This is a genomic window from Micromonospora craniellae (assembly GCF_014764405.1).
Lineage (GTDB): Bacteria > Actinomycetota > Actinomycetes > Mycobacteriales > Micromonosporaceae > Micromonospora > Micromonospora craniellae.
The window spans coordinates 3,967,049-3,991,965 of sequence record NZ_CP061725.1 but is presented as its reverse complement, the minus strand read 5'-3'; the positions used below and the strand labels follow the sequence as shown (position 1 = coordinate 3,991,965).

Genomic DNA, 24,917 nt, shown 5'->3' with positions numbered 1-24,917 from the left:
CTTGCCGGTGCGGTGCCGGGCAGGCCGAAGCCGCCTTTCAGGGCTTGCGAAGCCAGGTGCCCGGATCGGTCACGAAGACACCCTTGCCCTGATGGCGATCGATCACTTCGAGCGCCTCAAGCCGAATGAAGACCTGGCGGATCGTGGATGCGCCGACGCCGTGCAACTCGCAGAGCTGGGCAATCGACGGTAGCTTCTCGCCCGGCTTGGTCTTGCCGCTTTCGACATCCGACATGATCCCGTTGGCGATTCTCAGGTAATCCGGTACAGCAGGCATGGCGCTCCTCGCGTGGCTTCTCGATTCGATCACGCCTCCCTGCACCTCGACAAGCCGACGCCCTCGACCTTGACTTATGCGCCTTACGCGCATAAGTTGGCTGACGAGCGCTCCTCGCGTGGCAACGAGCAGGGCTCAATCCCCCGGTCGGGGTGGGCCGGGCACGGCGGCCCACCCCGACTCCCCCGCGCAGCGATTCACCACCCCGGGTTCCGGCAGGACGACGACTCGCGGAGAGGTGATCGCTGCGCGGGGGTCGCCGAACTGCGGAGAGGTGATCGACGTGCGGGACATCCGAGCCGAGGAGAGGTGATCGACGTGCGGGATGCCGGCGCTGACGAGGAACCGCGCTTCGTCGTACACCTGACGCTTCGCGCGACCGACCTGGTCGCCGCGCACCTGCTCACCCGCGCACTTCTCCGCTCCCTCGGACCACCGCCCGACGTGATCCTCGGCGAGACGACGATCTCCGTGGAAGGCGCACCGGACGTACAACATCAGGTCTTCTGCGACCGGCGGATGACCTACGGCCGACGCTGTCTGCTGCGGCCCGACCACGACGGCGGCTGCTCCCGCCACCCGCTACGCCCACTTCCCCACTGACCGAGGCGGCTCACGATCGAGAGTCACCGCCGATCTTGGACAGTTTCCGTTAGCGCCCAACGGAAACTGTCCAAGATTGAGATCTCGGCGGACCTCCTCGCACCTTCCGCCCGGTCGACCCCCGCCACCCGACCTACTCCGCCCGGCCCGGGTAGCCGGAGACAGGCAGCAGGCACGGCCCACCCGCCGAGTGAAGGCGGCGGCGAGCAGAGGCGCGGGGAAAACGGTACGCGTTTCCGACCAGACCCGAGGGCGACCGGACGAACCGACGCGCGGCGCCGTGACGCCTGATCCGTTCTCGCCGTCAGCTCGACAGGGCGCGCACTCGACATGGTGCGCACCCGCCCACCGCACGGCCATCCCGCCGACACACGGCCCGCCAGCCCGGTCGCGCGTCCGTCCGACCGACTGTTTCGCCTGGTCATCGGCGTTCTCGACCGGCCAGAGGGTCATCCGGTCGTCGGCCGAACGGACGAAAACGATCATCGCTCTTGGCGATCGCCGGAACATCACTTAGCGTTAGCAGCACGCCTCAACGCGAGCGGCGTTCACAACCCCTCCCGCCTGCGGATTGGCTGCCATGCTGGAAGTCCTCCTGATCTCGACCATCACTGTGAGTGCCCTCGCACTGCTGCTGATCGTCGGGTCGTTCGGATACGGCTTCGTCCGTCCCGAGGTGGCCTACCGGCCGCGCCACGGGATCCGGCCACCGCGCTACGGCCCGGTCAGGACCGACCAGGTGGCGGTCCTGATCGCCTGCCGCAACGGCGCCGCCACCATCGCCGAGACGGTACGCGCGGCCCGCGCCACCGGGAGCGACGTGTTCCTGGTCTCCGACGCCTCGACCGACGGCACCGCGCACCTCGCCGAGTCGGCCGGCGCCCGGGTGCTGTCCCTGGCCCGCAACGTCGGCAAGCCGGCCGCCCTGCACGCCGGGTACGTCGAGTTCGGTCTCGGCACGCACTACCGGGCGGTCGCCATCCTCGACGACGACGTGGTGGTCGCACCGGACTTCGTCACCGCTGCCCTGGCCGAGTTGACCGAGGAGGTCGGCATCGCGGTCGGCCACAACGTCACGTGGTGGCCGTCGGAGCGGCGGTGGAACCCGTGGCTGGCCAAGCGCGCCTACAGCTACTGGATGTACCAGGCGGTGATCCGCCGGATCCAGAGCCACTTCAACGTCATGAACTGCATCTCCGGCTCGAACTCGGTGTACCGCACCGAACTGCTGGACACCGTGCTGCCGCAGCAGCCGCCCTACATCGTCGACGACACGTACTGGGTGCTGGAGACGCACCGGCGCAACCTCGGCCGGGTCGTGTACGCGCCGCGTGCCCTGGCGCACCTACAGGATCCGACCACGCTGCCCGACTGGTACCGGCAGAACCTGCGCTGGATGTGGGGCACCTTCCAGGGTGTGATCGGGCACCGGGTGGGTCGGCACACCAGCCGCTTCGACTTCGCGTACCTGCTGCTGATGCTGCACTGGGTGCTCTATGTGGCCGGCGGCCCGGTAACCCTCTGGCTGCTCGCCACCGCCGGTCCCGGGCTGCTGGCCGGGCTGGGACTCATGCTGGCCGGGCAGAGCCTCTGGGTCGGCCTCGCCGCGTGGCGTCTCCGGCACCCCCACCTACCGCTGTTCCTCCCCGTGATCATCTTCGCCGACCTGCTGTACCGGGTGATCCTGGTGCACGCCCTGGTGAAGGCAATCCGAGCGCCAACGGTCGACCGGTGCGTCTGGGACTCCCCGGCGCGCATGGCGGTCGGCGTGAAGGGCTGAGGGAGGTGACAACATGTCCGCGAACCAGGACCTCCCGCTGACCGGCGCCTCCACCGCCACCGTCGGTCTGCTCGGCAGCATCCTGCTGGGGCTCGGTGCCCTGCTGGTGACCGCCGCCAAGTGGGGTGCCAAGGCCCGTCGCAAGATCGGCTGACGTACTTACTGCCAGCCCGACCCGACGCGGAACGGCCGCCGGCATCATGCCGGCGGCCGTTCCATGTCGACGCGCCGGCCCGGCTCGCGGAAGGGCGGAGACGGCTCGTGGCCCGGATCCCCCATCGATGCGGGGGACGCGGGCCACGAGGCCGACCAGAGCGTGGGTCAGTCGGTGACGGTGACGGTCACCTCGGTGACGCCCCGGCCGGCGGTCACGGCGGTGTCGCCGTTGCCGTGCCGGGACAGCGCCCGCAGGGTCCAGTTGCCGGGGGCGGCGAAGAACCGGAACTGACCGGCCGGAGAGGTCACCACCTCGGCGGTGAACTCGCCGGTCGAGTCGAGCAGCCGGACGTAGGCGCCCGGCACCGGGTCACCCTCGGCGGAGCGGACGACGCCGGTGATGACGGTCTCCTTCTCCAGGTCGATGCTGGCCGGCAAGGGCGTGGCCTGGTCCGGTGCGGCGCAACCGGCGGCGGTGGGTGCGGCCATCTCAGGCCTCCCCCGGCTCGTCGCCGAGCGCCACCGGCACGCCGACCAGCGAGCCGTACTCGGTCCAGGATCCGTCGTAGTTCTTCACGTTGCGGTGGCCGAGCAGTTCCTGGAGCACGAACCAGGTGTGCGAGGAGCGCTCGCCGATCCGGCAGTAGGCGATGGTCTCCTTGCCGTCGTCCAGCCCGGCCTCGCCGTAGATCTTGCGCAGCTCGTCGTCGGACTTGAAGGTGCCGTCCTCGTTGGCCGCCTTCGACCACGGCACGCTGATCGCGGTGGGGATGTGGCCACCCCGCTGCGCCTGCTCCTGCGGCAGGTGGGCGGGGGCGAGCAGGCGACCGGCGAACTCGTCGGGGCTACGCACGTCTACCAGGTTCTTGGTGCCGATCGCGGCGACGACCTCGTCCCGGAAGGCCCGGATGCTGTTGTCCGGCTCCTGCGCGACGTACTGCGTCGACGAGCGGGTCACCTCGTCGCGGACCAGCGGACGACCGTCCAGCTCCCACTTCTTGCGACCGCCGTCGAGCAGCTTGACGTCGCCGTGGCCGTAGAGCTTGAAGTACCAGTACGCGTACGCGGCAAACCAGTTGTTGTTGCCGCCGTACAGGATGACGGTGTCGTTGTTGCTGATGCCGCGCTCGGAGAGCAGCGCCTCGAACTGGGTCTTGTTGACGAAGTCCCGGCGGACCGGGTCCTGCAGGTCGTTCTTCCAGTCGAGCTTGAGCGCACCGGCGATGTGACCGGTGTCGTAGGCCGAGGTGTCCTCGTCGACTTCGACGAAGACGACGCCCGAAGCGTCGAGGTTCTTCTCGGCCCACTCGGCCGAGACGAGTGCGGTGTCGCGACTCATCAGATCACTCCCTGGTGAGGATGGATGGTGAGCCAGCGCGCGGAAATCGCTGTGACGAAGGAGTCGCACCACGCGCGGGACCCATAGCTAGGAACGGATCACGGGTTCGTGCGACGGCGCCGCTGCCGGGCGTCCGGTGGGGTGCACCGGGATCAGGTACGCGTACCCCGAGTGCCTAAGGCCGCTAGGCGGCCCGAAACAGCCCCGCCGTCAGATGACGGGGCGACACAGGCAGGTGGCCACGCGGCACAGGTCGACCGCGCGCCGTTTGGTGAGGAGCGTCCCCATGACCAGGGAGCCTACCAGCGATCTCACGAATCTCCACCGGCCCGACCACCATCCGGGACGTGGGCGCCGAGGTCAGCCAACCGAGTTGATCGGTACGTCCCGTGCGTCGGCGGTCACCGTCAGCCCCTCCGGCCTCGGCACGACCTCGCGGACGGTGAGCTGGAACGGCAGCTCCGGCAGGGGTACGTCGACCGAGATGCTACGGGCGAAGTTGTTCAGCAGAGTGCGGGCGATCGGCACGTCGGGCAGCCCCTCGGCGTCCAGGTTCTCGAAGCGGAGCGCGATCTGCCCCTGCTCACCGACGACGATCTCGGCGATGCCGGTGACGGTGAGCCGCTGACCGAGGACGTCCAGCGGGGCGGTCACCGCGAGCTTCCCGTCCTGCTCTCCGAGGGTCAGGCCCTCGCGGTCGAGCAACGCGGAAAGACTCTGGTAGCTGATCGTGCCGGTCCCGTTGACCGTCTCGGCCACGACCTCGCCCTGGCCGGTGCGCAGCGTCTCCAGCGACGCGCGTACGTTGCGGGCGTCCACGTCCAGGCTGGGCAACGCGACCGCGTCACCCTGCACCGAGCCCTGCACGTCGCGCAGCCGGATGGTGATCCGTTCGTACCGGCCGTCGAGCACCTGGGTGAGGAAGGGGAACCCGCCCAGCTCGACCTCGGGCGGGGAGGACCGGGCGTTCTGCTGGGCCACCTGCTGGCGGACCTCGTCGGCGATGGTGCGTTCGGCCACGTTCGCCGCCACCCGGTCGGCGACCACGAGCAGCCCGACGAGCACGAGCAACAGGACGACGAAGCCGATCAGTACCTTGCGCCCCCGTCGCCGCGGTCGCCGTCCATAGGTCTGCTCGTGCTCCACGCCTTCTCCTGTCCTGTCGCGTCGATCCCGGTCGAACCGCCGGTACGCCCAGCGGCGCACCGGTGTTACCCGATGTCCGGATTCCTCAACCGCCCGCCGTCGCGGCCGGCTACAACACCAGTCGGCACATCAGGTACGCGGCCGGGGCGGCCATCGCGAAGCCGGCGAGCGGCCCCTGCACGTGCCGGGCCGACCACGCGTCGGGCAGTTCGCCCGCCATCAGGCGACCGGCTTCGGCGTACCCGGCGGCAAGGTCGGCCAGCACGGCGACGACCGCCGTGACCAGGCCGATGATCGCGGCCCTGGTCGGGGTGAACGGGGTGACCAGGTAGCCGCCGAGCAGCGCGCTCACGAGCGTACCCACCATCGCGCCGCCGACCACCCCGGCGGCTCCGCGCGGCACCTGGGGGGCGAGTCGCGGCCAGGCCGCGACGGCGTCGGTCAGCCGGGCGACGGTGAGCGCGACCGCGCTCGCCGCGAGGCAGACCGCGATCGCCTGGGTGCCGGCGGGAACCCGGGTGAGCACGATGAGCGTGGCGAAGGCGACCGGGCCGAGCACGATGGCGGCGGTGGTCCGCACCGAGTCGGTCACCCGCACCCGGTCCACCCGCCGGACCAACTGGCCGAGCACCGCGACGAGCACCCCGCCGACCGCGACGGAGAACAGCGGCAGGAGGCGGGGCTCGGCCGTACGGATGGCCACGGTGTCGGCCACGGCGGCGGCCAGCACGCCGACGCCGACCACCACCGCGGACGCCGGCGGCCGGGTCACCACCGTCCAGGCCGACACGAACAGCACCTGCACGAGGAACACCACGATGGCGAAGGGCAGCCGGTCGCCAGGCCCGGAGGTCTGCGCGCCGACGATCAGGCCGATGCCGAGCAGCGCGGCGAACCCGCCGACGGCGAGGGAGAGCTGCCGGGGCACCTCGACCGGTGGTTCCTCGTACTCGTCCTCATCCTCGTCGAGCGCGTCGTCCGCACGTCGGGGCGAGCCGCCGCGGCGCAGGCGTCGCGGGCCCCGGGAGCGACCTCGCTCCTCGGTCTTCACGTCCGGACCGGTACGCGGCGCCGGGCCGTCCCCGGGCGGGTCGTTCACCCACGGGTCGCGGTCGGTCTCGGGCGAGTTGGAGGGAAACACCCACCGATCGTGCCAGACCAACCGCACAACTCGGGTGCCACCGTTTCCGCGACGTTAAAACCTGGGCTGCGATCAGGGGCAGAAGGGGCAAACAGGAAACCGCGACGAGGTCCGCGCAGGGCGATCGGCTAGTCTCAAGCCGAAACCCGCCCGTCAGCGACGCCGGGACCCACGGAAGTTCCCAGCGCCCACTCGTCTTGAGTGCCGCTGGTCGCGTGCGGCCACACAGGCCGCCGGGACGGAGGTGATCGTGGAGATCCTGCTGCTGGTGACCGCACGGGCAGGCGAACCATCCGCAGTGCTGCCCGCACTCGACCTGCTGCCGCACTCGGTTCGCACCGCGCCGCGCGACATCCGCACCCTGGTCGCCGGCCCGAGCCCGGACGCCGTACTCGTCGACGCCCGCACCGAGCTGAGCGAGGCGCGGGCGACCTGCCGCATGCTGCACGCCACCGGGCTGGGCGTACCGCTGGTCGCGGTCGTCACGGAGGCCGGTCTGATCGCGCTCAACGCCGACTGGGGCGTGGACGACGTCATCCTCGCGTCCGCCGGCCCGGCCGAGGTGGAGGCCCGGCTGCGGCTCGCGGTCGGTCGGTTGAGCAACGCCACGGCCGGCGCCGGCGGTTCGATCCGGGCCGGCGAGCTGATGATCGACCCGGACACCTACGCCGCCAAGCTCAAGGGCCGCCCGCTCGACCTCACCTACAAGGAGTTCGAGCTGCTGAAGTTCCTGGCCCAGCACCCGGGTCGGGTGTTCACCCGCGACCAACTGCTGCGCGAGGTCTGGGGCTACGACTACTTCGGCGGCACCCGGACGGTCGACGTGCACGTTCGCCGTCTGCGGGCCAAGCTCGGCTCCGAGTACGAGTCGATGATCGGCACGGTACGCCAGGTGGGTTACAAGTTCGTCGTGCCGTCGAACCGGACCCTGGCCGAGGCGACCGAGCACGCGTCCCTGGCGTTGCACCCCCTCACCATCGAGGGCTAATTCCCCCATATGCCCCTTTTGGGCGACTCGGTAGTTTTATGGTGACTGCCGAGTTGACCAGCAGAAGGGGCTGCGGTGGGCACGTATTACGGGAGCTCGGCACGACGGCCGGTAAGTACGACACAGGCGGTCGGCATCATCGTGCTCGTGGTGTCCGCGGTGCTCGGCTCGACGTACCTGCTCGGGCGCAACCTGCTGCCCCAGGAGCCTCGCGACGACTCCGCGGTCACCGCGACCGGTGCCGAGCATCCCGAGTACGCCGACCAGGCCCCGCCCTCGGCGGACGTACCCACCGGCACGCCCAGTCCCGTCCCGTCCAGCGGTGCCCCGCGCGACCCGGACCACGGCGACGACCCGGACCCCAACTTCGGCCCGATGGGCACCCGGGTCACCACCGGCACCGGCACCGTCGCCCTCACCTTCGACGACGGGCCGAATCCGGACTACACCCCGCAGGTGCTCGCCCTGCTGCGGGAACACCGGGTCACCGCGACCTTCTGCCTGGTGGGCCAGAATGCCCTGGCGTACCCGTGGCTCGTCCAGCAGATCGTGGCCGACGGCCACACGCTGTGCAATCACAGTTGGGACCACGACGTGACGCTGGGCGCGCGGTCGCCAGCCAAGATCCGGACCGACCTGCTGCGCACCAGCGAGGCGATCCGCGCCGCCGTGCCGGACGCCCCGATCGCGTGGTACCGCCAGCCCGGCGGCGCCTGGACGTACTCCCTGGTCGCCACCGCCCGGGAACTCGACATGACGCCCCTGCACTGGACGCTGGACACCTCCGACTGGCAGCGGCCCGGCGCGACCCGGATCGCCGCGTCGGTGCTCGACGGGGTGCAGCCCGGCTCGATCGTCCTGCTGCACGACGCCGGGGGCGACCGACAGGGCACAGTGGACGCGTTGTACCGCATCCTGCCCGGACTGAGCGGGCGGTTCGACGTGCGGGCGCTGCCACGCCAAGGCGCCTGACCGGATCCGTCCCGCCCACCGCCCCGCTGTGCCCGGTGGCCCCGATACGGTGACGGGATGAGCGGCACTCGATCGACCGGCGAACAGGTCCACCGCGCCGGACGGCTCACCCCGACGGAGATCGCCGAGGTGCTGGCGCTCGCCCGCACGGCGGGCGACACCGACGGCGCGGACCCGCTGGACGAACACGTCCTGCTCCGGCTGCGCGACGAGCGGGCACCCGCGACCCACCTGCTGACCCGCGCCGACGACGACACCCTCACCGGGTACGCCCACCTCGACACCAGCGCCCCGGCCAGCGGCATCGGCGCCGAACTCGTGGTGCATCCCGCGTACCGGCGGCGCGGCATCGGCCGGGCGTTGGCCCGGGAGATGGTCGCCGCCGCCACCGGGCCGCTGCGTGCGTGGGCGCACGGCGACCACCCGTCGGCCGCCGCACTCGCGGTGGACCTCGGCTTCCTCCGCGCCCGGGTGCTCTGGCAGCTGCGCCGGCCACTCACCGCACCGCTGGACCCACCGCGCCTGCCCGACGGGGTGGCGCTACGCGCGTTCCGGCCCGGTCAGGACGACGACGCCTGGCTGGCTCTGAACGCCCGAGCCTTCGCCGACCATCCCGAGCAGGGCCGCTGGACCGCCGAAGACCTGCGGGTACGCCTCGGCGAACCGTGGTTCGACCCGGCCGGTTTCCTGCTCGCCGTCGAATCGGCCACCGGCCGCCTGCTCGGCTTCCACTGGACGAAGGTGCACGAGCGAGAGGGCTCGGCGCGCATCGGCGAGGTGTACGTACTCGGCGTGGAGCCGTCCGCGCACGGCGGCGGGCTCGGCCGGGCGCTGACCACGGCCGGGCTGGCGTACCTGCGGGAGCAGCGCGGGCTGGACCGGGTGATGCTCTATGTGGACGAGTCCAACACCGGCGCGGTGGCGCTCTACGAGCGGATCGGATTCGTTCGCTCGTCCGCCCACGTCAACTACCACCTCGGCTGAGGCAGATCAGACCGTCGGTGGATCCCTCAGGTAGAAGCGGGGTTCGACCTCGTCGGAGAGGTCCAGGACCGGCGTGATCGGGGTGGCCGCGTCCCGGGCCGCCGCGACCCGCGCCACCGCGGCCAGGTCGTCGCAGGCGGCCACCTCGGCGAGGGTGACCTGGGTCGGCGGCAGCATCGTCAATTCACCGGCCGCGGCCCGCCGGCAGGCGTCGGCTGGCCGGACCCAGAGAGCGTGGTCGGACTCGCCGGAGACCTCCCGGGTCCGCTGCCCCTCGGGCAGCAGCGCCACGAAGAAGTACGTGTCGAAGCGGCGCGGCTCGAAGTCCGGGGTCACCCACCGGCTCCACGGCAGCAACAGGTCGGACCGGAGGGTCAGGTCCCGCGCGGCCAGCAACTCGGCGAAGCCGGTACGCCGCTGCTCCAGGTCGACCCGGGCGGCCTCCCAGCCGTCGTCGCTGACGTCGCCGACCACCCGTCCTGCGTCGGGGCCGGCGAGCAGCACCCCGGCCTCCTCGAAGACCTCACGGGCCGCCGCGCAGACCACGGCCTGCGCGGCCTGCGACGCCACGCCGAGCCGTACGCCCCAGTCGGCCGGCTCCGGCCCCGCCCAGTCGAGGTGCGCGGTCGAGTCCGAGGGGTCGACCCCACCGCCGGGGAAGGCGTACATGCCGCCGAAGGCCATCGCCGCGACCCGGCGGATCAGGTAGACCTCGAAACCCTGGTCGGCGGGGCGGAGCAGCAGCACGGTGGCCGCCGTCCGGGGCACCGCGGGCACCCCGCCCGACACCCGGAACCGGCGCGCGTGCTCCACCAGTGCGGGCGGCGCGGGATATCCACGATCCAGGGTCATATCCCGAGCTTAGACCGGTAGATCAGCGGTGCCGCCCGCTGGTGATCTTCGGTAGCGTCACGCCATGACTCGTTGGGGCATCCTGGCCACCGGCCACATCGCCGCTCGCTTCGCCGAAGACCTCCGCCTGGTGCCGGGGGCGGAACTGGTCGCGGTCGGCTCACGGACCGCCGAGAGCGCGGAGCGTTTCGCCGAGCGGCACGACGCGACTCGGGCGTACGGCACCTGGACCGACCTGGCCGCCGACCCCGAGGTGGACGTGATCTACGTCGCCACCCCGCACGCCGCCCACTACGAGGCGGCCCGCACGTGCCTGGCCGCCGGCAAGCCGGCGCTGGTGGAGAAGCCGTTCACGCTCGACCTGGCCACCAGCACCGAGCTGGTCGACACCGCCCGCGCGGCCGGCGTCTTCCTGATGGAGGCCATGTGGATGCGGTGCAACCCGCTCATCCTGCGTGCCTGCGAGCTGATCGCCGAGGGGGCGATCGGCACGATCACCGGCGTACGGGCCGACTTCGGCGTGGCCGGGCCGTTCCCGCCCGAGCACCGGATGCGGGCCCGGGCACTGGGCGGGGGTGCGCTGCTGGACCTGGGCGTCTACCCGGTGAGCCTGGCCCACCTGATGCTCGGTGTGCCGCAGCACGTCCGGTCGTGGGCGAAGCTGGGCCCGGAGGGCACGGACGAGAACACCGGCATCATCCTCGGGTACGACTCCGGCGCCGTCGCCACGCTGAGCTGCGGCATGGTCGGGGCGACCGGGCTCACCGCCTCGATCATCGGTACGACCGGACGGATCGAGCTGCCAGATCCGTTCTTCCGGCCGGACGGGTTCACCCTGCACCGGGCCGGCGCGCAGCCCGAGACGATCACCGCTGAGCTGGTCGGCAACGGCTACCAGTACGAGGCCATCGAGGTGCAGCGCTGCCTGGACGAGGGGCTGACCGAGAGCCCGCTGGTGCCGCACTCGGCGACGCTGGAGATCATGACCCTGCTGGACGGCGTCCGCGCCCAGATCGGCGTCTCGTACCCCTGAGCGATGTTAGGAAGGGTCCCCTGTTATACGCGAGGCGTTAGCAGGGGACCCTTCCTTCCACCTCAGCTGAACAGGGGGCGGACGACGAAGTACATCACCGCGCCGATCGAGCCGGCGGCCGGGAACGTCAGGATCCAGGCGCCGACGATGTTGCCGGCCACGCCCCACCGGACGGCGGAGAGCCGCTTGGTCGCCCCGACACCCATGATCGCCGAGGTGATCGTGTGGGTGGTGGAGATGGGCGCGCCGAGCACCAGCGCGTTGAAGTAGAGCACACCGCTGGCCACGGTCTCGGCCGCGAAGCCCTCCGGCGGTCGCAGGTCGATGATCTTCCGACCGAGGGTACGGATGATCCGCCAGCCACCGGCGTACGTCCCGGCGGCGAGCACTGCGGCCGAGGTCCAGAACGCCCACTCCGGGATGTAGGTGGCGTCGTCCTGGTAGCCGCCGACGAAGAGGGCGAGCACCACGATGCCGATGGTCTTGGCGGCGTCCTGCATGCCGTGGCCGACCGACATGGCCGCCGCCGAGGCGGTCTGCGCCCAGCGGAAACCCCGGTTCAGCTTGCCCGGGTGCCCCTTCCGGAAGATCCACTGCACGGCGACCATCGCGATGTAGCCGAGGATGAAGCCGACCATCGGCGACAGGATCATCGGGATGATCACGTTCTCGCCGATGCCTGACCAGAGCACGGTGCCGGAGGCCGCGACGGTCGAACCGACCAGACCACCGATCAGGGCGTGCGAGGAGGACGAGGGCAGCCCGAAGTACCAGGTGATGATGTTCCAGGTGATCGCGCCGATCACACCGGCGAAAACGATACCGAGGCTGGGCACACCGGTGGGTAGGTCCACCAGCCCGCTGCCGACGGTCTTGGCGACCTCCGCACCGAAGTGGGCGCCGATGAAGTTGCCGACCGCCGCCATGGCGAGCGCGACCCGGGGTGTGAGCGCCCGGGTGGAGATGCTGGTCGCGATCGCGTTGGCGGCATCGTGGAAGCCGTTGGTGTAGTCGAACACCAGGGCCACCCCGATCACCGCCAGCACCGCGATGAGCTCGGGACTCACAGGATCAGGACTCCTTGACCGCGATGGTCTCGACGGTGTTCGCCACGTGCTCGAAGGCGTCGCAGGCGGCCTCCAGCTCGTCGGCGACCTCCTTCATCTTGAGCACGGTCAGGGCGTCGTACTCACCGGAGAAGAGCCGCACCAGCAGCATCCGGTACGCCTGGTCGCCGTCGTTCTCCAGCCGGTTGATCTCGATCCAGTAGTCCTCCAGGTCCTTCATCGACTTCAGCCGGGGCATCGCCTCGGCGGTCAACTTGGCCTGCTGATCGAGGACGTGCACCAGCTCGTGCATCTCCCTGGGCAGCGACGGCAGCTTGGTCAGCCCGTACAGGTAGAGCAGGTTGCCGACCGCCTCCAGGTGGTCCATCACGTCGTCCAGCAGCGACCCCAACCGGTAGATGTCCTCCCGGTCGAACGGAGTGACGAAGGTCGAGTTGATCTTCTTGAACAACTCGTGGGTGATCTGGTCGCTGTCGTGCTCCACCTCGGTGAGCCGCTCGCTGACCGACTGCACCTCGACATCGGGCAGCGCCAGCTCGTTCAGCAGTGCGGTACCCCGGACCAGGTTCTGCGCGGCCCTGGTGAAGAGCTCGTAGAAGGCGCCCTCGTTGGGGCGGAATGAAAACTTCACAGCACGGACCTCGTCGTGTCGGTGGAAGGGGTGCAGCCGCCGTCCGGCGCCCTGCTGAGGGAATGCTAGGGAACTCCCCGAGCGGCCCTTCGGCGGCCCACCCCTGGCCAGGTGCCATTCACCGCTCGTTCAACTTCCGTTCATCTTCGGCAGGCCCGTTGTCCTCAACAACCGCTCCCGTTCCGCCGCGATGTCGAGATCCGCAGGCGGGTACCCGAGCGAGAGGGTGTCGAACGTCTCACGCAGCAGGTGCGCCACCGCCCAGTCGCGATACCACTTCCGGTCCGCGGGCACCGCGTACCAGGGCGCGGCGTCGCTGCCGCACCGGCCGAGCAGTTCCGCGTACGCGGCCTGGTAGTCGCCCCAGCGGGCACGGGCGTCGATGTCGGAGGGGTGGTACTTCCAGTGCTTCGTCGGGTCGTCCAGCCGAGCCAGCAGCCGGCGGGCCTGCTCGGCGTAGGAGATGTGCAGGAAGATCTTGACGATCGCCACCCCGCCGTCGGTCAACTCCCGCTCGAAGTCGTCGATCTCGGCGTACCGGGGACGCCAGACGTGCTCCGGAGCGCGCTCCTGCACCCGGGGCACCAGGATGTCCTCGTAGTGCGAGCGGTTGAACACCCCGAGGCGCCCCGCCGGTGGCAGGGCCTGTCGGATTCGCCACAGGAAGTGGTGTCGCAACTCCTCGGCGGTCGGCGGCCCGAACGCCCGGATGTGCACGCCGAGCGGGTTCATCGCGCCGACCACCCGCTTGACCGTGCCGTCCTTGCCACCGCAGTCCATCGCCTGGAGGACCAGCAGCACCCGCCGCCCGGCGCCCGGATCGGCCTTGGCACCGGCGAACAGCATCTCCTGCTGGCGGGCCAACCCGTCGCCGACCCACCTGACCTGCCGGCGGGCCCAACCCTTGCGGTCCGGCCCGGTCACCTCCAGGCCGGGCAACCCGGGCGTCGCGCGTGGGTCGAGCGCCGCCAGGTCGACCGTCCGCCCGGGCGCCACCCGGAGCAGGTCACGCACCGCGCCGCCGACCGGCGCCACCACGTCAGTTCCACCCTCGTAGCCCATCGCAGCATCATCGCGCGACGACGGTGGAGGCGCGCGGCGACGCGGGCCGGGCTCAGACCACCAGGGCCAACCACTTGCGGTACGCGGAGGCGAACGGCTCGGTGCCGTCGCCCAGGGCACCGAGCAGCCACCGTGCCGCCGCCTCGGCCTCCACCACCAGGTCGTCGGGGTAGCCGAAGCGGGCCCGGTGCTCGGCGAACTCGTCCTCGTCGCGCAGCTCGACCAGGCTGGTCTCCCGCCGCCGGACCACGTCCAGGTCCAGGTCGATCAGGTGCACCGTGTCCTCGCCCTCCCAGCGGGCCGGGCTGGTGATGTCGCAGTAGACCTCGCTGGTGCGCGGGGGCGGGTTGAACATGCCGGTCCACCAGGCGTGATGCGGCACGAGCAGCACGAACGGGATCTGCTCGACCGACGGACGGCCGTGGTAGACGGAGCTGGTGCCGGCCGACACGCCGAGCCAGACACCGAGGTCGTCCTCGGTCAGCCGGCGGGCCGGGTAGTCGCGGTGGGCGCTGCCGTCGTACTTGCGGTAGATCACGCGGACCACGTCGCTCGGCATGAGTCGCACCCTAACCGATTCCGCCCACCCGTCGCCGTCGGGAAGTTACCGGACGACAGGGAGATATGTGCCGCACCGTGACGTCGCAACACGGCCGATCGGTACGGTCCGCGTCGGCCCCGGCGGGTACCGTGCCACGGTGACTCCGCCCCGCACCGCCACCGGCCCCGCCCGCGACAAGGCCCGCCGTCGAGGTGACCGGCCCGGCGGTGCCGACCTGCTGGCCGCCGCGGTCGGCGCGGTGCCCGGCGGCGCCGCCCGCCCCGGACAGCAGCAGATGGCCACGGCCATCGAGGAGTGCGTCGCCTCCGGCGACCACCTGCTGGTGCAGGCCGGCACCGGCACCGGCAAGTCCCTGGCCTACCTGGCCCCCGCCCTCACCGTCGACGGTCCGGTGGTGGTCTCCACCGCCACCCTGGCGTTGCAGTCCCAACTGGTCGAGCACGACCTGCCGCGACTGGCCGACGCGGTCGAGCCGGTGCTCGGTCGGCGTCCGAGCTTCGCCGTGCTCAAGGGCCGCCACCACTACCTCTGCCTGGCCCGGCTGGGGAACTCCAACGAGGACGAGCCGGAGGACGCCCTCTTCGACGCCCCCACCGAGCGTCCCGGCGGCGGCACCAGGTGGCTGGGCGAGGCCGGCCGGCTCGGCAAGCAGATCCAGCGCCTGCGGGACTGGGCCATGGAGACCGACACCGGTGACCGGGACGAACTCGACCCGGGCGTCGACGACCAGTCCTGGCGGCTGGTCTCCATGCCGGCCCGGGAGTGCGTCGGCGCGAGCCGCTGCCCGTACGGCGCGGAGTGCTTCGCGGAGGCGTCCCGGGCCCGTGCCCGGGAGGCCGACATCGTGGTCACCAACCACAGCCTGCTCGCCGTCGACATGCTCGCCGGACGGCACATCGTCCCGCCGCACAAGCTGCTCGTCGTGGACGAGGCGCACGAGCTGGCCGACCGGGTGTCCTCGGCGGCCCAGGCCGAGCTGACCCCGGAGCTGATCGACCGCTCCGCCCGGCGGGCCCGCCCACTGCTACGGCCGGAGGCGGCCGAGGCGCTGACCGCGTCCGGTGACGCCCTCGCGGTCGGGCTGGCCGAGGCGCCGGTCGGGCGGATCACCGGCGGCCTGCCCGACCCGCTGCGGGAAGCCTGCACGCTGCTCGACGCGGCGACCCGGGCAGCCCTGGACGCCTTCGGCGACATCAAGGCCGACGACCCCGACCCGGTACGCAAGCAGCAGGCCAAGTCCGTCCTGGACGAACTCTCCACCACCGCCCAGCGGCTGCTGGACGAGGCGGAACACGACGTGGCGTGGGTGGAACGCAACGACAACAGCGGACGGCGGGCCCTGGTCGTCGCGCCCCTTTCGGTCGCCGGCACCCTCGCCACGCACCTGTACGACGAGCGGACCGTGGTGGCCACCTCGGCCACCCTGGCCCTGGGCGGGCGCTTCGACACCGTGGCCCGTGCGCTGGGCCTGGAGGCGCCGCCGCCCGCCCCGCCGACGCCGGCCGCCGCCGCGCTCGCCGACACCACCCGGCGGCCCCGGACAACCCCGGATGCGGTGGCCCCCGGCGAGGCCGGGCCGGGCGGCGACCCCGACGGATCCCGGGCCGGCGAAGTGACCGACTCCGGCTCCGGCTGGCGGTCGCTGGACGTCGGCTCCCCCTTCGACTACCCCCGCCAGGGCATCCTCTATGTGGCGGCGCACCTGCCCCGGCCCGGAGTCTCCGGGCTCCCGGACGCCGCCGGGGAGGAACTGCTCTCGCTGGTCACCGCCCTCGGTGGCCGTACGCTCGGGCTGTTCTCGTCCCGGCGGGCCGCGCAGCAGGCGGCGGAGTTGCTGCGGGCGCGCACCGACCTGCCGGTGCTGCTCCAGGGCGAGGAGGCGTTGCCGCTGCTGGTGCGCAGGTTCCGGGAGGAGCGGTCGAGCTGCCTGTTCGGGGTGATGTCCCTGTGGCAGGGGGTGGACGTGCCCGGTGACTCGTGCCAGTTGGTGGTGATCGACCGGCTGCCCTTCCCCCGGCCGGACGAGCCGCTGGCCGCCGCGCGGGCGGCGGTGGTGGACGCCCAGGGTGGCTCCGGTTTCGCCGCCGTCAGCGTCCCGATCGCGGCGGTCCGCCTGGCCCAGGGGGTCGGGCGACTGATCCGGGCCACCGCTGACCGGGGCGTGGTGGCGGTGCTCGACTCCCGGCTGGAGACCGCCCGTGGGTACGGACCGTTCCTGCGCCGTTCGCTGCCGCCGTTCTGGTACACGACCCGGCGTGAGGTGGTGCAGGGGGCGCTGACCCGGCTCGCCGCCGACTGACGCCGGCGGCGGCTGGGGCCAACGCTGCGGGTCAGGGAGCCTGGGAGGCGACGACCACCGCGTCCGGCGGCGTGTCCGGCACGCTGCGCGCGGCGAGTCGACGTACCGCCGTGTTGAGCACCGCGATCAGCGGCACGGCGACGAGGGCGCCGGTGATCCCGGCGAGCACCACGCCGGCGGCCAGCCCGATGATCACCGCGAGCGGGTGGATGGCCACCGCCCGGCCCATGATCAGTGGCTGGAGGATGTGCCCCTCCACCTGCTGTACGCCGATCACCACACCGAGGATGATCAGCGCGGTCACCGGACCGCTGTCGACCAGCGCCACCAGCACCGCCACCCCACCGGAGAGGGTGGCGCCGACGATCGGGATGAACGCGCCGAGGAAGACCAGCGCGGCCAGCGGGAACGCGAACGGGATGTCGAAGATGACGAGGAAGATCCCGATGCCGACGGCGTCGATGAAGGCGACCAGCACCGTCGCCCGGACGTAGGCGCCCAGGGTCGCCCAGGAGGCCCGGCCGGCGTCGTCGACCTTCCAACGCGCGGCGACCGGCAGCAGCCGGACCAGGAACCGCCAGATGATGTTGCCGTCCCGGAGGAAGAAGAACGCCGCGAACAGCACCAGGACCGTACCGGTCAACACCTCGGCCAGGGTCGCGGCGGTGGAGAGGGCGCCGCTGGTGAACCGCTCGTTGTTGTTGTTGACGAACTGCTGGATCTCCTCGATGTACCGGTCGAGGTCGTTGTCGGACAGGTGCAGCGGCCCGGTCTTGAGCCAGTCCTGGATCTGTTGCAGGCCCTGGGTGGACTTCGCGGCCAACTCCGGTACGCCCTTGATGAACTCGTTGACCACCAGCGTCAACGTGCCGATCACCGCGGCCAGGCCGGCGACCAGCACCACCGCCGTCGCCAGCGACCTCGGCAGCCGGATGCGCAGCAGCCATCCGACCGCGGGTGCCAGCAAGGCCGACAGCAGCAGGGCGACGGCCAGCGGAATGATCACGATGCTGATCGTGCTGACGACCTTCACCAACGCCCAGAACACGACGCCGACCACGATCAACCGCCACGACCAGCCGGCGGCGATGCGTAACGCGTGCGGCACGTCCGCGTCGTCCCGGCTGGAGGTGGAGGTGTGCCCGGACTCCGGCGCCTCCTCGCCGACCACGGTCGCGGCCGGCGTCGCCTCCGGGCCCGGCCGCGACGGCGAGGCCGTACCGGCCGGCTCCGGTACGTCCGGCGGCCGACGCCGGGCGGTACGCACCGACTCCCGACCCGACTCGTACGCGCGACGCAGGCGACTGCGGATCCGCTCGAACCGGCTCACGGGCACCTCCCAGGCAGATTTCGGCCCGCGCATGGGCGCCAGGGGCGGACAGGATACGTCCGACCGTTCCACGGTAGGGCAAACTTCCGGCACACATTGCCCCCACGGACGGCTGCCCAACCCGGGTGACCACCGGCGGCACGCCGGAGGCGACACGGTAGCGTCTGCGGCGTGACAGCCGACCCGAATCTCGACTCCGGCCTGCCCATCCGGCTGCTGCACGACCGCGTGCTGGTGCGGGTGGAGGGAAGCGAGGGCGAGCGCCGTTCCACCGCCGGCATCGTGATCCCCGCCACCGCTGCCGTGGGCAAGCGCCTGGCCTGGGCCACCGCCGTGGGAGTCGGGCCGAACGTACGCTCGATCGTCTCCGGCGACCGGGTGCTCTTCGACCCGGACGACCGTTCGGAGGTGGAGCTGCACGGGCGCGGCTACGTGCTGCTGCGCGAGCGTGACGTGCACGCGGTGGCCGCCGAGCGGGTCGAGGAGAACGCCACCGGGCTCTACCTGTGACCCCGGTCGCCCCGAGACACCCGGTGGCACCGGCGTGCGTCGCGTCGCGCGCCCTGGCCTGCCCGACCGCCCCCGGTCCGCACTGACGTCGTCCGCGTCGTTTGCCACGCTCCCCGGCGGGAAGCCAGCCGCACCACCGGCTCTGGGGGAGGGACGATGCCGGTATTCGTGAAGAAGGTGCTGGCCTGGGGCAGCCTCGCGTTCCTGATCTACTTCATGGCCTTCCGACCGGAGGGCGCCGCCCAGTTGTTCAAGTCGATCGGGGCGGCCCTGATGATGATGGCGCAGGGGCTCGGGGACTTCCTGACCAGCCTGATGAGCTGAGCGGGCACCCGCCCGCTCAGCGGTGGCCCGGCGGCCAGTGCGCGGGCGGGTGCTGCCCGTGCGGGCCGTACCCGTACCCGTACCCGGCGAGGTAGGCGGGCGGCGGCGGCTGCGGCGGCGGCGCGAGCACCACCGGGATGGGCACCACCGGCTCCTCCGGTGCCTCGACCGCCCGCTGGGAGCCGTCCGGGAAGCGCAGGTGGTACCGCTGCCCGTCCCAGACCCCCACCGGGGACTGCGGGTCCCGACCCACGAAGTACGACCGGTACATGCTGATCGAGTCCAGCAGCTCCCGTTCCTCCCGTGCCGTCCGTTCCCGGTCGGCGGGCCGGCGGTCCAGGCCCCGCGTCGCGCCGTCGCGCAGCAGCGCCAGCCGGGTCGCCGCGAACTGATAGCCGCGCATCGCCCGGAGCCCGGCCTCGCCACCCACCCGCTGCGCCCACACCCGGGCCGCGTGCCGCCGTCCGAGGCTGCTCAGCGCCGCCACCTCGGGCGGGGTCAGCCAACCGGCACGGACGTAGTCGGGCAGGATCCGCTCGGTGAGCCGGCCCTCCCAGGCCCGCAGCCAGACCGCGAACCCGACCATGCCGAAGAAGATCGGCACCATCACCCCGACGATGCCGACCACCGAGATCAGCACCTCGCCGGTGGCCTCGGCCAGGGTCGGCAGCAGGTTCCACGCCCCGTGCAGCATCATCGCCAGCAACAGGCCGGCGACCGGGGCGAAGAAGCGCACCCGCCGGTCCGCCGACCGGGCGGCGATGCCGAGTCCGATACCGGCCAACGAGCTGAACAACGGGTGGGCGAAGCCGAACAGCAGGATCCGGCCGATGAAGATGGCGATGACCTGCTGCGCCCCGGTCGCCGGCCCGTACTGCTCGTTGCCCGAGGCGTAGCCGAGGCCGCCGAGGTAGAGGATGTTCTCCACCATGGCGAAGCCGATCGCGGAGAGTCCGCAGTAGACCAGGCCGTCGGTGATGCCCGACCACTCCCGCCGCCGGAAGACGAGCAGCAGGATCGGGCCGAGCGTCTTGGTCAGCTCCTCGATGAAGGGCGCGACCAGCACCGCGGTCAGACCGGCGGGCAGTCCCTGGTCGTCGAACCAGTTGGCGGCCGTCTCGTTCACCAGCAGCGAGATCGAGGTGGAGACGAAGGCCCCCCAGGCGAAGCAGAAGACAAGGTACTTCAACGGCTCCGGTTCGTACCGGTCGAGCCAGAGGAAGCAGGCCACCAGCACCGGGACCGGCAGGATCGCGGCGGCCGTCCCGACCAGCAACGCCTCCGCGCCGAGGCTGGCGCCGAGCGTGAAGATGATGAAGATCGCGCTGGCCGCGATGAACAGGATCACCCCGGCCAGCACCAGTGCCCGCCGCCAGCGGAACCGGCGACGCGGCATTCCGGGCGCACCGGGTCCGCCGGGTGGCGCGCCGGGCACGGGAGGCGACGGCGACAGGTAACCGCCGGACGGGGTGTCGGCCATGCGGTCAGCGTAGTCATCCCGAGCCCACCCGGCCCGGCGCATCGGCGCCCCGCCCCCGGCTCAGCCGACCGGGGGTGCGGTGGGCGCTTTGGCGGCCGGTTCCGGGCCGCCCCGCACACCGGGCCGGTCCAGCTCACCGAAGGACTGCCGGACCAGCCGGTTCGCCTCCTCCTGGCTGATCCCGGAGGCCACCATCAGGTCGCTGGCGGTGGTACGCACCTGAGCGACCACCACGCTGCCGGAGAACCCGACCCCCTCGGCGTACGCCCGGCCGGCCTCGCTGACCGCGCGCAGCGACCGCTCCCGGGCCTGCTCCGGCTCCTCGCCCTGGGCGAACTCCTTCTTGAGCAGGCGGACCGACTCGGCGAGGTGCGCGACCGCGTCCGGCATCGGCGCGGGCACCGGTTCCTCGTCCTCGACGAGGGTGACCGCCCGCCGGATCAGCGTGCCGCTGTTGCGCATCGCCCGGTCGATCGGCTCGGCCGCCTCCGCGTAGTGGGTCAGTTCGCTGCGCCGGTGCCAGCGCGCCGGGGAGAGCAGTGCGGTCTCCTTCGCCCCCTCGATCGCGTCGGTGAGCGCGGTCAGCTCCTCCTTGTTGTTCCGCAGCCGGTCCAGCGCCTGCTGGATCTTCGTCTGCTCCCGGTCGCGCAGGCCGTCGGCGGTGTGATCGAGTTGCTCGGCGAGCAGGTCCAGGGCCGGCCGGGCGGCCCGGTTGAGTACCCGTAGCGGGTTGAGCGGCAGCAGGACGGCGGTGACCAGCAACGCGATGCTGCCGCCGACGAGCGCGTCGATGAACCGGGGGATCTCCAGGTCCTCGACCGACGGGCTGAGCGTCGCGATCAGCACCGCGGTCGCCGCCGCTTGGATCACGATGGCGACGCTGCCACCGGCGAAGATGGTCAGCAGGATCGCCGAGGTGACGATCAGCGCGAGCTGCCACGGACCGGTGCCCAGGAAATGGACAAGCAGGTCGCCGACGAACACCCCGACACCCACACCGATGATCAGCTCGGCGGTCCGGCGGAACCGCTGGCCCAGGGAGACGGCGAGGGTGCCGACCGCCGAGATCGGGGCGAAGACCGGCTGCGGGTTGCCCAGCAGTTCGTGCGCGGCCACCCAGGCCAGCCCGGCCGCGAGACCCGCCTGAAGGGCCAGGGCGAGCGACATCCGGACCCGGTGCAGGCGGTCCCTGAGGGTGGCCTTGCCCCGGTGGTGCAGTTGCGCCACGGTCTCGGCGATCCGCTGGGTGTCCACGTCCGACAGGCTGCTGCGCCTGCTGTTGCCGCGCAGCAGGGTGAATCGTCGGTCCCGGGCCACCGCCATGGCCGCGACTACCCACGGCACGCCGGGACATTCCTCGCCGAGGTGGGTGCACCCTCCGTCGGGTGACGGTCCGCCCGTCCGGGAGCACGGGGGACGCAACGCCCACCGGACCCGGTGCGGCAGACTCATCCGGGTGACGGGGTTGATCGAACGGTGGCGCGCTGCCGCCCGCTCGGCGGGCGCAACCCGGCCTGAGGCGGTGGAGGACGCCGGGGCGGAGCTGGTCGCCCGGTGGCGGGAACCGCACCGCCACTACCACACCGTCGATCACCTGACCGCCGTACTCGACGTCGTCGACCGGTACGCGCCGGCCGCGTCCCGGCCCGACCTGGTCCGGCTCGCCGCCTGGTGCCACGACGCGGTGTACGACCCCCGGGCGCCCGGCGACCGCAACGAGCGCGACAGCGCGGCGCTCGCCGAGGTCCTGCTCACCCGAGCCGGGCTGCCCGCCGCCGAGGTGGCCGAGGTCGGCCGGTTGGTGCTGCTCACCGCCGGGCACGCGGTGGACCCGGCGGACGCCGACGGCGTGCTGCTCTGCGACGCCGACCTGGCGGTGCTGGCCGCCCCCGAGCCGGAGTACGACAGGTACGCGGTCGCGATCCGCCGGGAGTACGCCCACGTGCCGGAGCCGGACTACCGGGTCGGTCGGGCCCGGGTGCTCTCCGGCCTGCTCGCCCTGCCCGCCCTCTTCCGGCTAGCCCCGCTGGCCGACGCCGGTGATGGCCGGGCCCGGGCCAACCTGAACCGCGAACTGACCACCCTCACCGGCCGGGACGCGGGGGGCGAGGTGTTTGGGGCGGCGCAGTCCGGTGGCGCGGAGTAGCCGGACGAGGTCGCGGCTCGCCACCACGTGCGCGCCGAGCCAGACCGCCATCGGGAAGCGCTCGGCCGGGATGTCGTAGTGGTCGCGGTCGAAGCCGCGCCGGGGAGCGCCCAGCGCCTCGGCGAAGGCGTGCAGCTCGGCGACGGAGACGTCACTGATCAGGTGGGACCAGAGCCGACCCTGCGCCGGCCAGGCCGGCCGGTCCACGTAAATCACGACAGTCACGGTACCCGGCGGCGGCCGAGGTTGATGATCACCATCGGCCGGCCGTAGCCTCGGCCCCATGGCCAGCCTCCTCGACGACCTCCGTGCCACGCTCGGGCCCGACGCGGTCCTCACCGATCCGGACCTGCTGCGCGGGCACGAGCGGGACGAGGCCGACCTGTGCGCGTCCGGGACTCCGCTGGCGGTGGTCCGGCCGGGCAGCACCGAGGAGGTGGCCGCCGTCGTCCGGGCGGCCGGGCGGCACGGCGTACCGGTGGTGCCGCAGGGCGCGCGGACCGGCCTGGCCGGCGCGGCGAACGCCGTCGCGGGCGCGGTGGTGCTGAGCACCGTGGCGATGGACGCGATCCTGGAGATCGACCCGGTGAGCCGGATCGCGGTGGCCCAGCCCGGCGTGGTCAACGCGGCGCTCAGCGCCGCCGTGGCCGGGCAGGGCCTGTGGTACCCGCCGGACCCGGGCTCCTGGGAGTCGTCCACCATCGGCGGCAACGTCGCCACCGACGCGGGCGGGATGTGCTGCGTCAAGTACGGCGTCACCACCGAGTACGTGCGCGGCCTGGAGGTGGTGCTCGCCTCCGGCGAGGTGCTGCGCACCGGGCGGCGTACCGCCAAGGGGGTGGCCGGATACGACCTCACCCGACTCTTCGTCGGTTCCGAGGGCACTCTCGGGGTGATCACCGAGGTGACCGTGGCGTTGCGGCCCGCCCCGGCGGAGTCGTTGACCCTGGTGGCGGTCTTCGGCTCCACCGCCGAGGCGGGTGACGCGGTGGCCCGGGTCGCCGCCCGGGGACTCTCCCCCAGCCTGCTCGAACTGCTCGACCGCACGCATCTGGTGGCGATCGAGACGTACCGGCCGATGGGGCTGCGCACCGATGCCGAGGCGCTGTTGCTGGCCGCCGCCGACACCGGCCCCCGGGCCGCCGAGGACCTGGCCGAGCTGGCCGCCGTCTGCGAGGCTGCCGGTGCCGCCGAGGTGTACGCGGCCACCGACGCGGTGGAGGCCGCCGCCCTCCTGCAGGCCCGGCGCCTGGCCCATCCGGCGATGGAGAAGTACGCCTCGGACACGTACCCGGGTGGCAACGGTGGACTGATCATCGACGACGTGGCGGTGCCCCGGGCGGCGCTGGCCGCGCTGCTCGACGGGGTCGCCCGGATCGCCGCCGAGTGCCGGGTGCCGATCGGTGTGGTCGGTCACGCCGGTGACGGCAACATGCACCCCAACATCGTGGTCGACCGGGCCGATCCGGCCAGCCTGGAGCGGGGCCGCCGGGCCTTCGACGAGATCATGCGGCTCGGCCTGGCGCTCGGCGGCACCTGCACCGGCGAGCACGGCGTCGGGCTGCTCAAGCGGGAGTGGCTGGCCCGCGAGATCGGGCCGGTGGGCGTCCGGGCGCACCAGGCGATCAAGGACGCACTCGACCCGTCCGGGCTGCTCAACCCCGGCAAGGTGCTCTGAGCGGCGGCCTCAGCCGACCATCTTGGCCGGGGTGTTCTGGGTGAGCAGCAGCAGGATCTCCTCGGCCACCTCGGGCCGTTCCTCACCGGGGCAGTCCTGCGAGGTGATCAGACCCGCCGAGGTGAACAGGCTGGACGTCAGCGCGCCGACGCAGGTGACCCGGTAGCCGCGGGCCTCGTCGGTCTTCTCGGCCAGCCCCGGATCGGTGAGCAACCGCTGCAACCGCTCGCGGTGTTCCTCACTGAGCGTGCCGGTCGAGGTGACGCCGTCGCCGGCGCAGTTGATGCACTCCCACCGGCCGTCGGGTGCCACGTTCAGGGTGCGCAACGGCCCGTCGCTGCCGTGGTTCTGCAACAGGCTGACCCGTCCCTCGCCGCTGGTCGCGGCACCGCCGGCACCCGGCTGGTCGGTGGCCGACCGGTTCGACGACATCTCCGGATCGGCGCGCTGGCCGAACGAGGCGCATCCGCTCAGTGCGACCACCAGCAGGGCGGTGACGGGCAGGGACACCAGCCGTGGCCAGGGTTGCGCTATCACGCGCGGAACTTACCTTACCG

Annotated in this window: 27 protein-coding genes and 1 pseudogene; 12 read left to right on the top strand and 16 right to left on the bottom strand. The window is 72.1% G+C overall.

The window, feature by feature from the left end; genetic code table 11:
* Positions 1-37 precede the first annotated feature (37 nt).
* Complete coding sequence (locus ID554_RS17965) at positions 38-277, bottom strand: winged helix-turn-helix domain-containing protein (protein ID WP_117229116.1); 240 nt, start codon at positions 275-277, stop codon at positions 38-40.
* Between the two features lie 318 nt (positions 278-595).
* Between ID554_RS17965 and ID554_RS17960 the strand changes: the two genes are divergently transcribed.
* The 3 genes from ID554_RS17960 to ID554_RS17950 all read left to right on the top strand — a co-directional run bounded on the left by ID554_RS17960 (position 596) and on the right by ID554_RS17950 (position 2,814).
* On the top strand, positions 596-880 hold the full coding sequence (locus ID554_RS17960; protein ID WP_117229165.1) for a hypothetical protein: 285 nt from the start codon (positions 596-598) through the stop codon (positions 878-880).
* Between the two features lie 580 nt (positions 881-1,460).
* Entirely contained in the window at positions 1,461-2,660 is a 1,200-nt protein-coding gene (locus tag ID554_RS17955) for a glycosyltransferase (protein WP_223884134.1), read from the top strand.
* A 13-nt stretch (positions 2,661-2,673) separates the two neighbouring features.
* The gene (locus ID554_RS17950) at positions 2,674-2,814 is read left to right on the top strand and encodes a hypothetical protein (protein ID WP_191088575.1); all 141 of its coding nucleotides are present in this window, start codon (positions 2,674-2,676) and stop codon (positions 2,812-2,814) included.
* A 167-nt stretch (positions 2,815-2,981) separates the two neighbouring features.
* Here ID554_RS17950 and ID554_RS17945 read toward each other — a convergent pair whose 3' ends face one another.
* The 5 genes from ID554_RS17945 to ID554_RS17930 all read right to left on the bottom strand — a co-directional run bounded on the left by ID554_RS17945 (position 2,982) and on the right by ID554_RS17930 (position 6,442).
* Positions 2,982-3,305 (bottom strand): DUF1416 domain-containing protein, encoded by a 324-nt coding sequence (locus ID554_RS17945; protein WP_117229115.1) that lies wholly within the window; start codon positions 3,303-3,305, stop codon positions 2,982-2,984.
* Between the two features lies 1 nt (position 3,306).
* The gene (locus ID554_RS17940; protein ID WP_117229114.1) at positions 3,307-4,155 is read right to left on the bottom strand and encodes a sulfurtransferase; all 849 of its coding nucleotides are present in this window, start codon (positions 4,153-4,155) and stop codon (positions 3,307-3,309) included.
* A gap of 210 nt (positions 4,156-4,365) precedes the next feature.
* Complete coding sequence (locus ID554_RS32785; RefSeq protein ID WP_311202345.1) at positions 4,366-4,443, bottom strand: Ms5788A family Cys-rich leader peptide; 78 nt, start codon at positions 4,441-4,443, stop codon at positions 4,366-4,368.
* Positions 4,444-4,515: 72 nt separating this feature from the next.
* Positions 4,516-5,301 carry an LmeA family phospholipid-binding protein gene (locus ID554_RS17935; RefSeq protein WP_117229113.1) on the bottom strand — a complete coding sequence of 262 codons (786 nt, stop codon included), beginning with the start codon at positions 5,299-5,301 and terminating at the stop codon, positions 4,516-4,518.
* A 109-nt stretch (positions 5,302-5,410) separates the two neighbouring features.
* A complete protein-coding gene (locus tag ID554_RS17930) occupies positions 5,411-6,442 on the bottom strand; it encodes a hypothetical protein (protein ID WP_117229163.1) in 1,032 nt (343 codons plus the stop codon).
* Between the two features lie 250 nt (positions 6,443-6,692).
* Between ID554_RS17930 and ID554_RS17925 the strand changes: the two genes are divergently transcribed.
* The 3 genes from ID554_RS17925 to mshD all read left to right on the top strand — a co-directional run bounded on the left by ID554_RS17925 (position 6,693) and on the right by mshD (position 9,386).
* Positions 6,693-7,430: a winged helix-turn-helix transcriptional regulator gene (locus tag ID554_RS17925; protein WP_117229162.1), complete on the top strand. Its 738-nt coding sequence runs from the start codon at positions 6,693-6,695 to the stop codon at positions 7,428-7,430.
* Between the two features lie 75 nt (positions 7,431-7,505).
* Entirely contained in the window at positions 7,506-8,402 is an 897-nt protein-coding gene (locus ID554_RS17920; protein WP_117229112.1) for a polysaccharide deacetylase family protein, read from the top strand.
* Between the two features lie 57 nt (positions 8,403-8,459).
* Positions 8,460-9,386: a mycothiol synthase gene (gene mshD / locus ID554_RS17915; protein WP_117229111.1), complete on the top strand. Its 927-nt coding sequence runs from the start codon at positions 8,460-8,462 to the stop codon at positions 9,384-9,386.
* A gap of 6 nt (positions 9,387-9,392) precedes the next feature.
* On the opposite strand, the gene ID554_RS17910 is transcribed toward mshD, so the two are convergent.
* Complete coding sequence (locus ID554_RS17910; RefSeq protein WP_117229110.1) at positions 9,393-10,238, bottom strand: NUDIX hydrolase; 846 nt, start codon at positions 10,236-10,238, stop codon at positions 9,393-9,395.
* A gap of 64 nt (positions 10,239-10,302) precedes the next feature.
* Between ID554_RS17910 and ID554_RS17905 the strand changes: the two genes are divergently transcribed.
* Positions 10,303-11,271: a Gfo/Idh/MocA family protein gene (locus tag ID554_RS17905; RefSeq protein ID WP_117229109.1), complete on the top strand. Its 969-nt coding sequence runs from the start codon at positions 10,303-10,305 to the stop codon at positions 11,269-11,271.
* Positions 11,272-11,333: 62 nt separating this feature from the next.
* Here ID554_RS17905 and ID554_RS17900 read toward each other — a convergent pair whose 3' ends face one another.
* The 4 genes from ID554_RS17900 to ID554_RS17885 form a co-directional block, all read right to left on the bottom strand.
* Complete coding sequence (locus tag ID554_RS17900) at positions 11,334-12,338, bottom strand: inorganic phosphate transporter (RefSeq protein ID WP_117229108.1); 1,005 nt, start codon at positions 12,336-12,338, stop codon at positions 11,334-11,336.
* Between the two features lie 4 nt (positions 12,339-12,342).
* Positions 12,343-12,969 (bottom strand): DUF47 domain-containing protein, encoded by a 627-nt coding sequence (locus tag ID554_RS17895; protein WP_117229107.1) that lies wholly within the window; start codon positions 12,967-12,969, stop codon positions 12,343-12,345.
* Positions 12,970-13,098: 129 nt separating this feature from the next.
* Positions 13,099-14,031: a PPK2 family polyphosphate kinase gene (locus tag ID554_RS17890; protein WP_117229106.1), complete on the bottom strand. Its 933-nt coding sequence runs from the start codon at positions 14,029-14,031 to the stop codon at positions 13,099-13,101.
* Between the two features lie 52 nt (positions 14,032-14,083).
* On the bottom strand, positions 14,084-14,590 hold the full coding sequence (locus ID554_RS17885) for a DUF402 domain-containing protein (RefSeq protein WP_117229105.1): 507 nt from the start codon (positions 14,588-14,590) through the stop codon (positions 14,084-14,086).
* 67 nt (positions 14,591-14,657) lie between these two features.
* Between ID554_RS17885 and ID554_RS17880 the strand changes: the two genes are divergently transcribed.
* Positions 14,658-16,892: an ATP-dependent DNA helicase gene (locus ID554_RS17880; protein ID WP_396888380.1), complete on the top strand. Its 2,235-nt coding sequence runs from the start codon at positions 14,658-14,660 to the stop codon at positions 16,890-16,892.
* A 31-nt stretch (positions 16,893-16,923) separates the two neighbouring features.
* Here the strand turns inward: ID554_RS17880 and ID554_RS17875 are convergent, their stop codons facing one another.
* Positions 16,924-18,255, bottom strand: a complete 1,332-nt coding sequence (locus ID554_RS17875; RefSeq protein ID WP_191088574.1) for an AI-2E family transporter — start codon at positions 18,253-18,255, stop codon at positions 16,924-16,926.
* Between the two features lie 138 nt (positions 18,256-18,393).
* Here ID554_RS17875 and ID554_RS17870 point away from each other — a divergent pair, with 138 nt between their 5' ends.
* Both ID554_RS17870 and ID554_RS17865 read left to right on the top strand, forming a co-directional pair.
* A complete protein-coding gene (locus ID554_RS17870) occupies positions 18,394-18,732 on the top strand; it encodes a GroES family chaperonin (RefSeq protein ID WP_117229104.1) in 339 nt (112 codons plus the stop codon).
* A gap of 156 nt (positions 18,733-18,888) precedes the next feature.
* Positions 18,889-19,056 (top strand): hypothetical protein, encoded by a 168-nt coding sequence (locus tag ID554_RS17865; RefSeq protein WP_191088573.1) that lies wholly within the window; start codon positions 18,889-18,891, stop codon positions 19,054-19,056.
* 16 nt (positions 19,057-19,072) lie between these two features.
* On the opposite strand, the gene ID554_RS17860 is transcribed toward ID554_RS17865, so the two are convergent.
* Both ID554_RS17860 and ID554_RS17855 read right to left on the bottom strand, forming a co-directional pair.
* Entirely contained in the window at positions 19,073-20,578 is a 1,506-nt protein-coding gene (locus ID554_RS17860; RefSeq protein ID WP_117229103.1) for a PrsW family intramembrane metalloprotease, read from the bottom strand.
* An 18-nt stretch (positions 20,579-20,596) separates the two neighbouring features.
* Positions 20,597-21,853: an aromatic acid exporter family protein gene (locus ID554_RS17855; RefSeq protein WP_396888554.1), complete on the bottom strand. Its 1,257-nt coding sequence runs from the start codon at positions 21,851-21,853 to the stop codon at positions 20,597-20,599.
* A gap of 139 nt (positions 21,854-21,992) precedes the next feature.
* On the opposite strand from ID554_RS17855, the gene ID554_RS17850 reads away from it, so the two are divergent.
* Positions 21,993-22,682 (top strand): HD domain-containing protein, encoded by a 690-nt coding sequence (locus ID554_RS17850; protein WP_223884133.1) that lies wholly within the window; start codon positions 21,993-21,995, stop codon positions 22,680-22,682.
* Positions 22,683-22,730: 48 nt separating this feature from the next.
* On the opposite strand, the pseudogene ID554_RS17845 reads toward ID554_RS17850, so the two are convergent.
* Positions 22,731-22,967: pseudogene (locus ID554_RS17845) on the bottom strand (DUF4031 domain-containing protein); the annotation flags it as partial.
* On the opposite strand from ID554_RS17845, the gene ID554_RS17840 reads away from it, so the two are divergent.
* Entirely contained in the window at positions 22,966-24,360 is a 1,395-nt protein-coding gene (locus tag ID554_RS17840) for an FAD-binding oxidoreductase (protein ID WP_117229101.1), read from the top strand. The pseudogene ID554_RS17845 and the gene ID554_RS17840 overlap by 2 nt on opposite strands.
* Before the next feature lie 9 nt (positions 24,361-24,369).
* Here ID554_RS17840 and ID554_RS17835 read toward each other — a convergent pair whose 3' ends face one another.
* Positions 24,370-24,897, bottom strand: a complete 528-nt coding sequence (locus ID554_RS17835; RefSeq protein ID WP_117229100.1) for a hypothetical protein — start codon at positions 24,895-24,897, stop codon at positions 24,370-24,372.
* Between the last annotated feature and the right edge of the window lie 20 nt (positions 24,898-24,917).

Bases quoted from the DNA above. Each gene is read 5' to 3' on its own strand.
- ID554_RS17865 (WP_191088573.1), top strand. From the start codon at position 18,889: ATGCCGGTATTCGTGAAGAAGGTGCTGGCCTGGGGCAGCCTCGCGTTC.
- ID554_RS17965 (WP_117229116.1), bottom strand. From the start codon at position 277: ATGCCTGCTGTACCGGATTACCTGAGAATCGCCAACGGGATCATGTCG.
- ID554_RS32785 (WP_311202345.1), bottom strand. From the start codon at position 4,443: ATGGGGACGCTCCTCACCAAACGGCGCGCGGTCGACCTGTGCCGCGTG.
- ID554_RS17840 (WP_117229101.1), top strand. From the start codon at position 22,966: ATGGCCAGCCTCCTCGACGACCTCCGTGCCACGCTCGGGCCCGACGCG.
- ID554_RS17940 (WP_117229114.1), bottom strand. From the start codon at position 4,155: ATGAGTCGCGACACCGCACTCGTCTCGGCCGAGTGGGCCGAGAAGAAC.
- ID554_RS17955 (WP_223884134.1), top strand. From the start codon at position 1,461: ATGCTGGAAGTCCTCCTGATCTCGACCATCACTGTGAGTGCCCTCGCA.
- ID554_RS17945 (WP_117229115.1), bottom strand. From the start codon at position 3,305: ATGGCCGCACCCACCGCCGCCGGTTGCGCCGCACCGGACCAGGCCACG.
- ID554_RS17885 (WP_117229105.1), bottom strand. From the start codon at position 14,590: ATGCCGAGCGACGTGGTCCGCGTGATCTACCGCAAGTACGACGGCAGC.
- ID554_RS17890 (WP_117229106.1), bottom strand. From the start codon at position 14,031: ATGGGCTACGAGGGTGGAACTGACGTGGTGGCGCCGGTCGGCGGCGCG.
- ID554_RS17950 (WP_191088575.1), top strand. From the start codon at position 2,674: ATGTCCGCGAACCAGGACCTCCCGCTGACCGGCGCCTCCACCGCCACC.
- ID554_RS17905 (WP_117229109.1), top strand. From the start codon at position 10,303: ATGACTCGTTGGGGCATCCTGGCCACCGGCCACATCGCCGCTCGCTTC.
- ID554_RS17875 (WP_191088574.1), bottom strand. From the start codon at position 18,255: ATGCGCGGGCCGAAATCTGCCTGGGAGGTGCCCGTGAGCCGGTTCGAG.
- ID554_RS17860 (WP_117229103.1), bottom strand. From the start codon at position 20,578: ATGCGCCGGGCCGGGTGGGCTCGGGATGACTACGCTGACCGCATGGCC.
- mshD (WP_117229111.1), top strand. From the start codon at position 8,460: ATGAGCGGCACTCGATCGACCGGCGAACAGGTCCACCGCGCCGGACGG.
- ID554_RS17910 (WP_117229110.1), bottom strand. From the start codon at position 10,238: ATGACCCTGGATCGTGGATATCCCGCGCCGCCCGCACTGGTGGAGCAC.